Raw genomic sequence first — 13,292 nt, 5'->3', positions numbered from 1 at the left:
TGTCTCTTTCCACTGCAAGCAGATGCCAGACCCCGGGTGTTGCCGCAAGCCCCCCCGGCCGTGCTCCACCATCGCCCGTTTCGCTTCAGGAACGGGAGGCTGGAATGCACACGAACGGGGTGACGCGGCACGCAGTGGTGATCGCGGGAGGAGGCCCGACCGGGCTGATGCTGGCGGCGGAGCTGGCTCTGGCGCGGGTGGACGTGGCCATCGTCGAGCGTCGCGCCAGTCAGGAGGTCGCCGGCTCTCGCTCGCGCGGCCTGCACGCTCGCAGCCTGGAGGTGCTCGACCAGCGCGGGGTCGTGGAGCGCTTCACCTCGCAAGGGCAAGCGGTCCAGAACGTCGCGTTCGGGCAGGCGCCGCTGGACCTCAGCGACTTCCCGACGCGCCACAACCATGGGCTCGCGCTCTTGCAGGAGCGCTTCGAGCGCATCCTCGCGGAGTGGGTGGGTGAGCTGGCGGTGCCCATCTACCGGGGGTGCGAGGTGACGGGCTTCGCGCAGGACGACACGGGCGTCGACGTCGAGCTGTCCGACGGCCGCGCGCTGCGGGCGAAGTACCTCGTCGGGTGCGACGGAGGGCGCAGCCTCGTGCGCAAGGCGGCGGGCATCGGGTTCCCGGGGTGGGACGCGTCCATCAGCTACCTCATCGCCGAGGTCGAGATGACCGGAACTCCGGCGTTCGGCATCCGCCGGGATGAGAAGGGCACCTACGCCATGGGCAAGATGGAGGACGGCCGCGTGGGCGTCGTGCTGAGAGAGGAGCAGGTCGTCACGGGTGACGCGCCGACCCTCCAGGTCCTTCGCGAGGCGCTCATCGCGCTCTACGGGACGGACTACGGCCTGCGCGGCGCCACGTACCTCTCGAGGTTCACCGACATGACACGGCAGGCGGCGTCCTACCGGGACCGGCGGGTGCTCCTGGCCGGCGACGCGGCCCACATCCACTCGCCGATGGGCGGACAGGGGCTCAACCTCGGCGTGCAGGATGCCGTGAACCTGGGGTGGAAGCTGGCCCAGGTCGTGCGCGGCGTCTCGCCGGAAACACTGCTCGACACGTACCAGGCCGAGCGCCACCCCGTCGCGGCCCGTGCGCTGCGCAAGACCATGGCGCAGACCGCGCTGAGCCGCGGTGACGCGCGGATGGACGCCGTGCGCGAGACGCTGACCGAACTGCTGCGGATGGACGAACCCCGCAAGCAGTACGCGGCGATGATGTCTGGGTTGGACGTCCACTACGACCTGGGAAGCGGACACCCGCTGCTCGGGCGCCGCATGCCGGACCTCGACCTGATCACCGACGACGGCCCCCGGCGCGTGTTCCACCTGCTGCACGACGCGCGGCCCGTGCTGCTCGACCTGGGCGGGCCCGCCACGCTCGACATCACGCCCTGGGCGGACCGGGTTCGGAGCGTGACGGCGCGCTACACGGGGGCGTGGGAGCTGCCCGTTCTCGGCGCGGTCGCGGCGCCCGTCGCGGTGCTGATCCGGCCGGACGGACACGTCGCGTGGGTGGGCGAGGGCACGGACCAGGGGCTGCCCGAGGCCCTGACCCGATGGTTCGGCCCTAAAGCCTGATATTCATGATTACCCCTCTTCCCCCAGGAGTGAGTCGCATGCGCCTGCTCTCAATGCCTCTCATCGTCGCTACCCTCCTCGTCGGTTGCAGTGAGGATCCAGAACCCACGTCGCCGGACTCGGGCGCCTCGCAGCAGGACTCAGGCGTCCCGGAGGAGCCGCTCCCCAGCGGTCCGCCGGTTCCGCAGGGCCCGCCCAACGTGCCCGAGTTCACGCCTGCCTTCCCAGGGCAGACGCGCGTCCCCGCCATCCAGACGAAGACGCCCCTCCAGGTCACCGAGCTTGCCTCTGGCTTCAGGAACCCCTGGGCCATCGCCTTCCTGCCCGACCAGCGCATGCTGGTGACGGAGAAGGCCACCGGCTCGCTCTACATCGTCACGCAGCAGGGCGCGAAGTCGCGCGCCGTCAGCGGCCTGCCCGCCGTGGACGCACGCGGTCAGGGCGGCCTGCTCGACGTGGAGGTGGGCCCGGACTACGCCCAGAGCCAGCTCATCTACTGGACCTACTCCGAGCCCCGCCAGGGCGGCAACGGGCTGGCGGTGGCGCGCGCGCGGCTCGTGGATGAAGCGCAGCCTCGCGTGGAGAACGTCCAGGTCATCTTCCGCATGATGCCCACGCTCGAGTCGACGCAGCACTCCGGGGGACGGATGGTGTTCACCCCGGACGGCAAGCTGTTCGTCACGCTCGGCGAGCGCTCCATCCTCGCGGGCCGTGTCCAGGCCCAGGACGTGAAGAGCCACTTCGGCAAGGTGGTCCGCATCAACCCCGACGGCTCCGTGCCCCAGGACAACCCCTACCTGGGCAACCCGGAGGCGAAGCCGGAGATCTGGTCCATCGGTCACCGCAACGTCCTGTCCGCGGCGCTCGACAGCCAGAACCGACTGTGGACGGTGGAGATGGGGCCGCAGGGAGGTGACGAGGTCAACCGCCCCGAGGCAGGCAAGGACTACGGCTGGCCCACCATCGGGTATGGCGAGGAGTACTCCGGCGCGCCCATCCACCAGAGCACCCAGGCTCCGGGCATGGAGCAGCCCGTGTACTACTGGGACCCGGTGATTGCCCCCTCGGGGATGACCCTCTACTCCGGCACCCTGTTCCCCGAGTGGAAGAACGACATGTTCATCGGCGGTCTGGCCGCCAAGGCGCTGGTGCGGCTCATGGTGCGCAACGACCGCGTGGTGGGCGAGGAGCACCTCCTCAAGGACCTGGACGCGCGCATCCGCGAGGTGGTCCAGGGCCCCGAGGGCGCCCTCTACCTGCTCACCGACGCCACCAACGGCAAGCTGCTCAAGGTCACGCCGAAGTGATGCATCCGTAGGCCAGGGCGCGCTCCACGCGCGCCCTGGCCGCCTCAAGGCCGCGTCGATTTGATGAAGTCGATGAACGCACGCAGCGGCGTCGGCCGGGGTCGTGTCAGGGCTGGGCGGCGTAGAGCTGCCCGCGCATCTCGCCGTAGTAGGTATGGGCCTTGGTGTGCAGGTTGAAATAGAGCACGCCCTTGCGCGCGAGCGACTCCAGTCCAGCCAGGGTCCGCGTCTGGGCCAGGAAGCCCAGCTCCGCCGGGCAGCTCTCCGGCAGCCCGGACTTCATGCCCTTCATGTCCTTGATGAAGGTGACGTTCGCGTTGGTCAGCTCCACGGACCAGCGCCCGTTGGCGAGCGTCTTCGCCAGGTTGCCCACCTCCCCGAAGTCCACCACCACCGGGCCCAGGACGCCCGGCGGGCCGCAGTGGATGTGGAACATGAGGATGTCGGCGGAGTTGACGCCCGTCATCTCCACCTCCACGTAGGCCCGGGTCAGGTCCTTGGAGAAGCGCAGCACCCCGTGGCCCCGGGACAGGCGCTGCTCGCGCGGCGTGGAGGGCGCGGTGGCCCCCAGGCTCTTCTGCAGGGGCTTGGGGGTCTCGGACTCCTCGCCGGGCTCCTGGGCGGGGCTCAGGAAGGCTTCGTAGACGGTGAAGGTCGTCGCGCCGAGCGCGGGGTCCTTGGCATGGGACGACAGCGCGCCGAGGGTCAGGACGAGGGTCAGGGGCAGCGGGATGCGCATGGCGGGCTCCAACACGGCGGGAAGGCCCCATGGCGTAGCGTGGACGCCCGGCGCCGGGGATGGCCAAAGGTGGCCACCCGATGACCCGTTCCCGCCCACGGGCGCGCCTCACAGCGGCGCGATGGCCCGCCGGATGTCTTCGAGCACCTGCCGGATCTTCGGCAGCTCGCTGAGCGCCTCCGGGACGCTCACGCGCAGCGGCTGCTCACGCCCCACGACGTCCGCGAGCACGGGGACCAGCGTCCCCTCCGCCTCGCCCGGGTCCGCCAGGTCCACGCTGGGGATCAGCCCGATGCCCTGCCCCGCCAGACAGCACGTCCGGATGAGATGGATGTCCGTGGAGATGAGGGCGGGCTCCACCTGGAACGCGGGGCCTCGAAGCTGGGGCCACAGGCAGGGCTCGCCGCCGGGGCCCTGCCAGGAGAACAGCTCGTGGCCGCGCAGGGCCTCCACGGAGTCCGGCAGGCCGCGCTGCCGCAGGTAGTCCGCGCTGGCCCAGAGGCGCTCGCGGACGCGCAGCACCACCTGGGAGATCCAGGGGCCCCGGGGCATGTCCTCCCCGAAGTGCACCGCGAGGTCCACGTTGTCGAGCGGCTCCGCCAGCGGGTGGTCGCTGAAGCTCGCGTGGACCCGCAGGAGCGGATAGGTGCCGCGCAGCAGGCCGAACAGCGGCGACAGCAGGTGTGGCGGCAGGCCCACCGGCAACACCACGTGCAACAGCCCCGCGGGGGCCTGCCCGACCTCGCGCAGTGAGGCCACCAGGGCGCTCGTCTCCTGCATCATCAGCCGGCCACGGCGGGCGAGCACCTCCCCCGCCTCCGTCAACACCACGCCCGTCCGGGTGCTCTTGAGCAGCGGCACTCCCGCGCGAGCCTCCAGCGCTTCGACGCGACGCCGCAGCGTCGTCCTCGACACCCCCAGCGTGTCCGCCGCGGCCAGGAACGAGCCTGTCTCCGCCACGCCGACAAAGGCACGCAACTCTTCCAGGTCCATGCGCTCGACACGCGGGAGCGGACCGTCCAGGTCCGCTCCGCCGCGCCTCCCGTCGAGCGAGCATCCGCAGGTCACCCCGGGACTTGCAAGAAGAGGAGTCCCTCCCGTGAAACAGGCCCTTCCCCCGTCCTCAGCCCGTCTTGCGCGACAGGTAGTAGACGTTCCCGCCCGGGTCCTGGTGCGTCGCTTCCAGCGTGAGCCCGTGCGCGCGCAGCAGGTCGCGATACCCGTCGGCGCTGTACGAGTGATAACGGAACGGCACGCCGTTCATCGGCGCGCCCTCCGTGGAGCCGTGGGCGTCGCCCGAGGTGAAGAGGAACGGGGCGCCGGGTCTCAGGGCCCTCGCGATATGGGCGATCGCCTGCTCCTGCTCCTCGTGGCGCAGGTGGAACAGGACACCCCAGGAGATCGCGGCGTCGAACGCCCGCTCCTGAAGCGCGGTCGACTGGATGGGCGCACACACCACCGGTACGTGGGGGAAGTTCGCCTGGAATCGCGCCAGCAGCTCGCGCGAGCTGTCCACGCCCACCACGTGACAGCCGTGCTCCAGCAGCACCCGCGTCAGCGGCAGTCCGGTGCCGCAGCCAACGTCCAGCACCCGGGCACCGGGGGGCAGTGAGGCCGCGAGCGCTGTCACCTCCGGGACGCCCATGGGGCCCGCGCGGTGGGCCGCATACCAGTCCGCGATCAAATCGTACTCGTGCACGCGTCAGCTTCCTCCAGGCACCCGGTCCCGGCTGCTCAAGGCTTGCAGATACTCCACCGGCGCCGTGACGCCACCACAGACAATCACCGCGATGCGTGACGCGGCGGCGAGCACCGAAGACGCCGCGTCGAGCGCCGCCAGCGAGGCCCCGCACGCGGGCTCCACCAGGATGCGGTGTTCGTCGAGGAACCGCAGGGAGGCCGCCACGGCCGCAGCATCGGACACGACGAGGTTCTCGATTTCATGGCGCGTTGACCACTCCATCGCCGCGTCGCAGGGCCGCTTCGCGCCGAGCGACGTGGCGACGCTCTCAATCGCTGGCAGTTCGATGGGCCTCCCCTGCGCGACCGAGCGCGCATAGCAGTCCGCGCCCCGGGTCTCGACCGCGACGACCGGCACGTCGCCCCAGCCATTGCGCGCCATGCCCTCCAGCACACCGCACAGCAGCCCGCCGCCGCCCACCGCCAGCACGACCGCGTCAGGCTTCGGTCCGGCCGCCGCCATCTCGTCGACCATCGTCGAGTGGCCCTGCCACAACAGGGGTTCGTCGAACGGGTGCACGAACGCGTCGTGAGCGCCGATGACGGATTGAGCAAACGTGTTCGCCTCCGCCCACGACGCGCCGTGGACGATCAGCTCCGCGCCTTCGAGGCGGATGAGGTCGCGGGCGCGCGTGGACGTGCTCTCCGGGACGACGACGAGCACGGGCACGCCGAGCTCGCGCCCCGAATAGGCGACCGCGATGCCCGCGTTGCCGCCCGACGACGACACGAAACGACGGGCGCCCGCCGCGCGCCGCGCCTCGCAGACCGCACCGACGCCGCGCAGCTTGAACGAGCCGGACGGCTGCATCGCCTCGAGCTTGAGCAGGACGTCCTTGCCGAGCCGGCGGGACGCTGCTCGTGAACGGACATAGGGAGTCTGGAGATGGAGTGGCATGTGGAGGAGTCGAGGGAAGACGTCCGCGGCGCGCGAACCGTTGTCACATCGCTGGCCAACCTACGGCCATCCGCCCATACTTCCCAATACCCTTCGAGGCATCAGGCCATGCCTTCCAGGTATACCCATGAGACAGGTCGAACTGCGCCATCTGCGCTACTTCGTGGCGGTCGCCGAGGCCGGCAGCATGATGGCCGGCGCCCGCGCGGTCGGGATCGTACAGCCCGCGCTCTCCCGGCAGATCCGCGAGCTCGAGGAGGCGATCGGCACCCCGCTGTTGGTCCGCCGCTCGACGGGCGTCGCGCTCACCGCGGCCGGCGCGAGCTTCCTGCGGGACGCGACGCGCATCCTCACCGAGCTGCAGGCCAGCCGCGACCGTGCGCTGCGCAGCGCGGCCGGCCAGCTTGGCGAGCTGCGGCTGGGCGTGCTGCCGAACTACTTCCCGCTGCCGGTGGTGTCGGACGTGCTCAAGGCCTTCCGGGACACCTGCCCGGACGTCATGCTGTCCATCGCGCCCAGGCTGTCGTCCGAGCAGGCGGCCGCGATCGCACGCGGCGAGCTCGACGGCGGCATCATGGCGTGGCGGCAGGACGTGGCGCCGCATCTGTCGGGCCTGCGGCTCCTGCGCGATCGGTTCGTGCTCGCGATGCTGTCCACGCCGGGCCAGCGCGTCCGCGCGCCCCGCCGACTGGCTGAGCTCGCGGGCGCGCCGTTCATCTGGTTCGACCCGCTGCGCTCCTCCGCGCAGCACCGGTTCCTGCTCGAGCAGTGCCGGCGGGCAGGCTTCACGCCGCGGATCGCGCAGGTGGGCAGCGACATCCCGACGCTCATCGGGCTCGTCGCGGCCGGAATGGGTTACGCCTTCGTGCCGGAGAGCACCTCACCCATGTGCCCGCGCACGGTGCGGCTGGTCGCGCTCGACGAGCTCGCCAGCCGCTTCGACGTCGAGTTCGTCTACGACGGCCAGGCGGACTCGCCGGTCGTGCGGCGGTTCCTCGCGGCGTTGCGCACGACCGTCAGCGCGTGAGCGGCCCCGCGCTCCTGATGGGCATTGCGCCTAGAGCTTCGCCGGCGCGTCGCCGTCCTTGTCCTTGTCGGGGATGTACTCGATGAAGGAGTTCTCGGTCTTGCCCGCCTCGATGGGGTCTGGCTTCAGCACGGTGGTGAGTGCCTTGTTCGGCAGCCAGGGCAGGTACGTGCTCAGCGCCATGAAGAGCTGCCGGCGGTAGCCGCGTACCAGTTGGTCGTTGAGGTGGACGCTGGCGGTGCCCGGGACGCCGTACATGAACTGGGCGACCTCGTTGGGGATGCCGTGGTTGATGATGTCCGGCCAGTTGGGGAACAGCCAGTGGGGCTCGGCTCGCGCGATGGTCCCCACGTGCTGGGCGGTGTGGATCTTCTCCAGGCCCGGGAGGACGTGCCGTCCGCCGTAGGGCACCGGGTCCCCCTGGTTCTGCACGAGCATGGCCCTGGTGCGAGCGGCCCGCAGCACGTGCTCGGGGGCGTCGTGATTGAAGGCGCCGCCGTTGAAGGTCGCCAGGTAGGTGTCGTCGAACCCCAACGTGTGGAGGAGGATGAACGTCTCCGCCGCGATGGACGCCCCCAGGCTGTGCCCCGTGCAGATGATGACCGTGTCCTTGGAGTAGCCCTCGAAGATCTCCCGCTGCCTCGGCGCCGCGGCCTGGGACGCGGTGTAGCCGACGCCCTTCGGGTCGATGTTCGCCAGGGAGCCGGTCGCCACCTGCTTGGCCTTCAGGACGACGTCGCGGTTGGCGCCATCCGAGTTCGTCCCCATCGAGTTGATGATCAGCAGGCCGGTGGGCTTGCTCTTGCTGTCGATGCCCTCCCAGAAGTACTGCCGGACCCCCGCGTGCGGCCCTCCCGTCTGGAGCAGGGTGCGAGCAAGGCGCACGGAGCGCGTCCTGGCGACCTTGGCCTGGTGCTCGACGGAGAGCAGCAGCGAGGTCTTCATGGTGAGGGGGAGGACGCACTCGAAATCAATGTGGACGTAGCCCGCCAGCATGGACATGGCCTGGAGGTAGGCGATGTCCGTCTCGCACCGGGGCAGTACCCGCGCGCCGAGTTCCTGGAAGTAGTTCTTCTTGACGCTCGACAGGGGGCTCTTCCTCGCCTCGTCCAGCATGCGCAGCGCGAGGCGGTAGTCCCGGACGCCCTCCTCGTCAGTGGCGAAGAGCGGAGCATCTCCCGCGACCCGCCGCGCCTCCATGCACGCCGTCTTGGCCCAGACGAGCAGCCGGTCCACATCGGGCTTCGGGCTGTTGACCTCCGCGGCGTACAGGCGCAGCAGCTCCTGGATGGGGACATCCACGACCGGAGTCTCCGGCGGGAGCATGTCCGCCAGCGCGGAGCCCTGGTCGCGGATGGCATGCGCGATCAGGGTGGCCATCCGCCCATCGCCCCAGGCCTGTCGGGAGTACGAGTCGAGGCCCTGGAGCACGGAGAGGCCGTGGTGGGTGATCTGCCGGAGCGGGACGAGCCAGGTCGGGTTGTCGACCGTGGCGTGCTCCGGCGCCGGGCCCAGGCGGACCCCCTCCGGGAGGGTGTTGGCCTTTCGGAGCAGGGCCGTGAAGAGGGGCTCGTTCACCGTGTCCCGGCTCGTGTGGATCCTCCGGACGTGCGCCTGTGCGGGGAGCGAGGCTCGACGGGTGAGCGCGGTCGTGCTCCTCGCGCCCCGCATGGGGGTCCCGACCAGGGCCTGGACGCTGGTGCCACCCGAGGAGGACGACACGGCGGCGGAGCTGGAGCTGGAGGTGCTGGCCACGGCCTGGGTCGGCGCCGCGAGCTGGCGGCCGGGGATGAAGATGGGGTGCCCCGCGATGAAGAACGGCACCATGCCGCCCGCCGAGAGAGGCGGGCCCAGGGGCGGATAGGTGTGGTTCGGCACGAGGATGCCGCTGGTGGCCGGGAGCGGCCCGGTGCCCTGGCCGCCCCCCGCGCCGGCCGCACTCATCGGGTTGGGCGCCGCCGCCGCCGCCGCCGCCGCCGAAAGGGAGGGCGTGGACGTCGCGGCGCTGGCCACGGGCGTGGCCGCCACCTTCCGGACCGCGGTTCGTCCGGAGCGTGCGCTCGCGGCGGCTCGGAGGGCGAGCGAGCTGGCGTGGCCGCCCGCCGCCGAAGTGAGGACACGGACCGTGGTGGCGTGGAGCGAGACGGTGGCGACGCGGGGAAGTCTGCCGGCGAAAAGTTTCATGCGGAGGCTCTCCTGGGGCCGGGCTGTCGAGGAGCATCGGCGCCGGGCGCACCCTCCTGGAGAGACGCATGAAACGTTGAGTCTTGAAACATTTAGCGCTTCGTCAACCCGGACCCAGGGTATGAGCTGACGTCGGCAGTGCCTCTCGTAGGAACGACGCCATCTCCTCTCCCAACCGCTCGGGTTGGTCGAACGGAAGGCCGTGACCGGCGTCCTGTGGAGCGGACGGAAGCAACGGCACAGGCCCGGTCAAGGGGCCTGTGCCGTGGGCCACCGTGCGTTCAGCGGCTGATCCAGAAGGACTTGCTGGCGCAGACGTCCGCCCGCTTGAAGAACGCAAGGTCGAGCGTCGCCCCCTTGTCGTCGACGGTGGCCACCAGTTGCACGGTGTCACCGAGCTTGCTCACGGGAATCTTGACGGTCATCCCGGCATCCAGATGGCCCCGGAGCTCGAAGACGACGTCTTGCTTCGACGCGTCGATGACGACGATCCCCTCCACCGGCTTCGTGATCTCCACCAGCACGGCGTCCGCCGTGGTCTTGATGCCGCCCATCGTCTGGCCCTGGTCCCCCGAGCCGCTGCCCCTGGGCGAGAAGGTCGTCTCATGCCAGTTGCCCTCCTCGTCGAAGTAGCCAGCCCAGACGGCCTCGTGGGCCTGGTCGTAGAGGGTGACCCGGTCGCCCGTCTCTTTCGTGTACCAGCCGCCAGGAAGGGCTTCGGCCCTGCCTCCGGCCAGCAACACCCCCACCGCCAGAACACATACAAACAATTGATTCCGCATTGTCTCTCTCCTTGGCATCCAGCGAGGCCATCACCGTGAGTCCCGGCTGGCGAAACGTACGGGAGCCCGTTGGGGGCGGGCATCACCCATAGGGGTGACACTCCGCGTGTGATAAAGTCATTCCAGACGAGGAGGGAGGTCATGCAACGCGAACAGGTGCTCCTGGAGGTGATGACCGCGCTGACCCGCTCGCTCGACCTGAGGGAGGTCTTCTCGGAGGCCCATGGGATCTTGTCGCGCGAGCTGGCCGCGGACTTTGGAGCGCTTTGCGTGTCCAGGCCCGGGGAGCCCGGCCAATACGACTGGCCCGTGGTCCAGGACATGCCCCAGGTCTTCTTCGACCGCTACCCGGAGATTTCAGACGAGTGTTTCGTGAGCGCCTCGGTCATCCGGCGGCCCAACACCGTGCTGCGGGACACCGAGATGCTGTCGCTCCGGGAGATGCGGAACAGCGCCATGTATGCGCACTGCCGGGAGATGAACATGCCGGTGGAGCGCGTCATGTCCGTGGCGCTGGACATGGGGCTTGGCTGGCACAGCGGCTTCACCCTGTACCGGGACAACCCGAAGGCCTTCTCCGAGCAGCAGCGGGACCTCCTCCAGCGCCTGACGCCCATCCTGGCCAGGACGGTTCGCAACTGCCTCATGCTGGGAGACCTGGTCCGCCAGGGAGACCTCCTGGACCAGCTCTTCCGGCACACAGGGCTTGAGAGCATCGTGCTGAGCCCGCCCCACGCCGAGCTGATGCGCACGCCCCGCGCCACGGCGCTGCTCCATCGCTGGTTCTCCGAGGCGCCGTGTGGCCGCTTCGGTCTGCCGCACGTGCTCCTGGACGCGCTGGAGCGGCTCCGCCGCGCCGGACAGCCGATGCACTCCGGACAGGACGTCCTGACGTTCCGGCGGCCAGCGCGAAGCTTGAAGGTGACGTTCCTCCCGTTGCCGCTCCATCCCGGGAGGGCGCCCTGGGCGCTGCTGTTCCAGGAGGTGTCCCACAGCGTCCAGGTGCCCACCGAGTGGCGCAAGCGGCTCACCCCGCGCGAGCTGGACGTGGTGGAGCGTGTCCTGAATGGTTGGGACAACCGGACCATCGCCGAGGACATGGGCAGCTCGCTGAACACGTTGAAGACGCACCTGAAGCGGATCTTCGTCAAGCTGGCCGTGCCCAGCCGGTCCAAGCTGATCCTCCTCGCACAGGAGCGGAGCGCCGAGGCGGCGGGGTGACGGTCAGCGCAGGTCCTCCGGCCACTTGCGCTCCACGCCGGTGGGGTTCTGGTTGTACAGCTCCGCGAGCCGGGCCTTCACCTCCTCCACGGAGCCGACGATGACGTAGGTCCGCGTCTGGAGGTCGTCAGGCACGCCCTCCGACATGCCGAAGGTGACGCCGAGCTTGGAGCAGTCCTCCTGGGGGTCGTTGAAGTCGAACTGGTGCAGGCGGTACTGGAGGTCCGGCCGCGCCTCGTCCGGCGACCAGATGGCCATGGCCTGCTTGCCGTCCTCCGTGGCGACGATGAGCGGCACGTTCCCCGCCTCGTCCACGAAGCCTCCCTTGTCCGGATCCTCCGAGTGCACGCGGGGGTACTCGCGCGACTCGCCCGTCGCAGGGTCGAAGCGGTAGTGCTTCTCGAAGCTGCCGTTGACGTAGGTGGTGGGGGCCTCGACGTAGATCTTGTCGTGGGGGGCGGCGAGGTGGATGTGGCTGTCGTACTGGATGACGTTGTCGTGACCGCCCACGCCGACGGTGATGTCCTTGGTGATGAGGTCCTCGGAGACCAGGGTCGTGTTCCTGGCCGTGGGGACGCTGTTGTACGGGCCCGCCTCCTCTCCCGGCTCCAGCCAGTAGGCGGGGTGCACGGTGCTGGTCATGGCGCCGGGCTGCGCGCCGTAGCCCACCACCTTCGTCGTGGACGTGGGCTCCGTGCCGTTGCGGCTGCTCCCCGCCTCGGTGGGCATCAGGGCCTCGTCGTAGCCGTCCAGTGAGAAGGCCACCTGCATCTGCCGGCCATGGTCCTTGTTGTTGATGTACTCCACGCCGTCGTAGACGAGGCTGGTGACAGCGCCGCCGTGGCTCGCGGAGGTGCCCATCTGCACCGTCGCGTTGCCGAAGGAGGTGTCCCCGTCCTTGGGGCCCGTGGTGCCGTAGGGGCCCGTGGGCGGCTGGACGCCCCCTGGGCCCTGCGTGGGCGCCGCCGTCATGTCCCCGCCGGGCCACGCGGTGCCCAGGCGCTGCCCATCCCGGGTGAAGGCCTGCACCTTGCCGCCAAGGTCGGCGAGGTAGCCGTTCTGGAACTCCTGGAAGGGCACCCGGTCGCCCTTGCCGGCGGCGGCCTGGGCGTCGCGGAACGCCTTCACCATCGGGTCATCGAGGAAGGGCGGGCGGGTGCGCACGGCGTCCTCGAGGCCGGAGTTGGGGTAGCCCAAGAGGGAGTTGGTGCCCTGCCGGCCGTGGGTGAAGGTGTCGTCCGAGTAGGCCTTGCAGATGTCGCCGTGCACCTCGAAGGACACCCACTGGTTGCGGTCCGAGGGGTCCAGGCGCTGGCCCGGAGGCGGGCGGCAGAAGGTGTAGAGCTGCATCTGCCGCTCCCCGGTGGCGGGGAAGTCCTGGAAGAAGGCGGGGACGTTCTCGTTGCCGGGCACGGTGGAGCGGCCCGCCGGATACATGGGCGAGCGGGAGCCATGCATGACCTGGTCGGCGGCGCTGTCCGGAAGGGTCGTGCCGCGCTTGCGGGTGAGCTCGGCGTCGGCATTGTCCCTGAACTGCTCGCACCAGGCCTGCCAGTCGCTGACGGACGGGTTGGACACGTCCGGAGGAGGCGCGGTCTCGGCCAGGGCCCGGGAGGACGCGGGCGCCGGGGGGCGGGACTGCGACTCGAAGCTGCTGCGGGAGAACAGCTCGCGGAGCAGGTGCCCGGCGTTGGACTCCTGGGACGTCGTTGGCTGCGAGGCCGTGTCCACGCCCGAGGAGACCCGGATGCCATTCAGACCCGATGAGAAACGAGAAATGCTGTCCATGCGGAACCTTCCCCCTGAGGCGTGCCACG

At 70.1% G+C, this 13,292-nt stretch carries 11 protein-coding genes; 4 read left to right on the top strand and 7 right to left on the bottom strand.

The annotated features are described in order from the left end of the window. The first annotated feature begins 104 nt into the window (after positions 1 to 104). Positions 105 to 1,577, top strand: coding sequence for an FAD-dependent monooxygenase (locus tag K8612_RS34410; protein ID WP_223765349.1), 1,473 nt, complete (start codon positions 105 to 107; stop codon positions 1,575 to 1,577). A gap of 38 nt (positions 1,578 to 1,615) precedes the next feature. Continuing rightward, complete coding sequence (locus K8612_RS34405; protein WP_223765348.1) at positions 1,616 to 2,884, top strand: PQQ-dependent sugar dehydrogenase; 1,269 nt, start codon at positions 1,616 to 1,618, stop codon at positions 2,882 to 2,884. A 106-nt stretch (positions 2,885 to 2,990) separates the two neighbouring features. On the opposite strand, the gene K8612_RS34400 is transcribed toward K8612_RS34405, so the two are convergent. The 4 genes from K8612_RS34400 to K8612_RS34385 form a co-directional block, all read right to left on the bottom strand. After that, entirely contained in the window at positions 2,991 to 3,623 is a 633-nt protein-coding gene (locus K8612_RS34400) for a CHRD domain-containing protein (RefSeq protein ID WP_223744524.1), read from the bottom strand. Between the two features lie 108 nt (positions 3,624 to 3,731). After that, a complete protein-coding gene (locus tag K8612_RS34395) occupies positions 3,732 to 4,616 on the bottom strand; it encodes a LysR family transcriptional regulator (RefSeq protein ID WP_223744523.1) in 885 nt (294 codons plus the stop codon). Between the two features lie 130 nt (positions 4,617 to 4,746). Continuing rightward, complete coding sequence (locus tag K8612_RS34390; protein WP_223744522.1) at positions 4,747 to 5,322, bottom strand: class I SAM-dependent methyltransferase; 576 nt, start codon at positions 5,320 to 5,322, stop codon at positions 4,747 to 4,749. 3 nt (positions 5,323 to 5,325) lie between these two features. Beyond that, positions 5,326 to 6,261: a pyridoxal-phosphate dependent enzyme gene (locus K8612_RS34385; protein ID WP_223765347.1), complete on the bottom strand. Its 936-nt coding sequence runs from the start codon at positions 6,259 to 6,261 to the stop codon at positions 5,326 to 5,328. A 127-nt stretch (positions 6,262 to 6,388) separates the two neighbouring features. Here K8612_RS34385 and K8612_RS34380 point away from each other — a divergent pair, with 127 nt between their 5' ends. Beyond that, positions 6,389 to 7,288 carry a LysR family transcriptional regulator gene (locus K8612_RS34380; RefSeq protein WP_223744520.1) on the top strand — a complete coding sequence of 300 codons (900 nt, stop codon included), beginning with the start codon at positions 6,389 to 6,391 and terminating at the stop codon, positions 7,286 to 7,288. 30 nt (positions 7,289 to 7,318) lie between these two features. Here the strand turns inward: K8612_RS34380 and K8612_RS34375 are convergent, their stop codons facing one another. After that, entirely contained in the window at positions 7,319 to 9,472 is a 2,154-nt protein-coding gene (locus tag K8612_RS34375) for a hypothetical protein (RefSeq protein WP_223765346.1), read from the bottom strand. Positions 9,473 to 9,753: 281 nt separating this feature from the next. Next, positions 9,754 to 10,254 carry a hypothetical protein gene (locus tag K8612_RS34370; RefSeq protein ID WP_223765345.1) on the bottom strand — a complete coding sequence of 167 codons (501 nt, stop codon included), beginning with the start codon at positions 10,252 to 10,254 and terminating at the stop codon, positions 9,754 to 9,756. Between the two features lie 141 nt (positions 10,255 to 10,395). On the opposite strand from K8612_RS34370, the gene K8612_RS34365 reads away from it, so the two are divergent. After that, complete coding sequence (locus tag K8612_RS34365) at positions 10,396 to 11,475, top strand: helix-turn-helix transcriptional regulator (protein WP_223744517.1); 1,080 nt, start codon at positions 10,396 to 10,398, stop codon at positions 11,473 to 11,475. A 3-nt stretch (positions 11,476 to 11,478) separates the two neighbouring features. On the opposite strand, the gene K8612_RS34360 is transcribed toward K8612_RS34365, so the two are convergent. After that, positions 11,479 to 13,263 carry a hypothetical protein gene (locus K8612_RS34360; RefSeq protein ID WP_223765344.1) on the bottom strand — a complete coding sequence of 595 codons (1,785 nt, stop codon included), beginning with the start codon at positions 13,261 to 13,263 and terminating at the stop codon, positions 11,479 to 11,481. Positions 13,264 to 13,292 lie beyond the last annotated feature (29 nt).

It is taken from the genome of Corallococcus sp. AS-1-6 (assembly GCF_020037015.1).
Lineage (GTDB): Bacteria > Myxococcota > Myxococcia > Myxococcales > Myxococcaceae > Corallococcus.
This window is presented reverse-complemented; position numbering and strand designations above follow the sequence as displayed.

What these genes read in the sequence shown, in the direction of transcription:
- K8612_RS34410 (WP_223765349.1), top strand. Translation starts at nt 105, where the DNA reads ATGCACACGAACGGGGTGACGCGGCACGCAGTGGTGATCGCGGGAGGA.
- K8612_RS34405 (WP_223765348.1), top strand. Translation starts at nt 1,616, where the DNA reads ATGCGCCTGCTCTCAATGCCTCTCATCGTCGCTACCCTCCTCGTCGGT.
- K8612_RS34400 (WP_223744524.1), bottom strand. Translation starts at nt 3,623, where the DNA reads ATGCGCATCCCGCTGCCCCTGACCCTCGTCCTGACCCTCGGCGCGCTG.
- K8612_RS34395 (WP_223744523.1), bottom strand. Translation starts at nt 4,616, where the DNA reads ATGGACCTGGAAGAGTTGCGTGCCTTTGTCGGCGTGGCGGAGACAGGC.
- K8612_RS34385 (WP_223765347.1), bottom strand. Translation starts at nt 6,261, where the DNA reads ATGCCACTCCATCTCCAGACTCCCTATGTCCGTTCACGAGCAGCGTCC.
- K8612_RS34380 (WP_223744520.1), top strand. Translation starts at nt 6,389, where the DNA reads ATGAGACAGGTCGAACTGCGCCATCTGCGCTACTTCGTGGCGGTCGCC.
- K8612_RS34375 (WP_223765346.1), bottom strand. Translation starts at nt 9,472, where the DNA reads ATGAAACTTTTCGCCGGCAGACTTCCCCGCGTCGCCACCGTCTCGCTC.
- K8612_RS34370 (WP_223765345.1), bottom strand. Translation starts at nt 10,254, where the DNA reads ATGCGGAATCAATTGTTTGTATGTGTTCTGGCGGTGGGGGTGTTGCTG.
- K8612_RS34365 (WP_223744517.1), top strand. Translation starts at nt 10,396, where the DNA reads ATGCAACGCGAACAGGTGCTCCTGGAGGTGATGACCGCGCTGACCCGC.
- K8612_RS34360 (WP_223765344.1), bottom strand. Translation starts at nt 13,263, where the DNA reads ATGGACAGCATTTCTCGTTTCTCATCGGGTCTGAATGGCATCCGGGTC.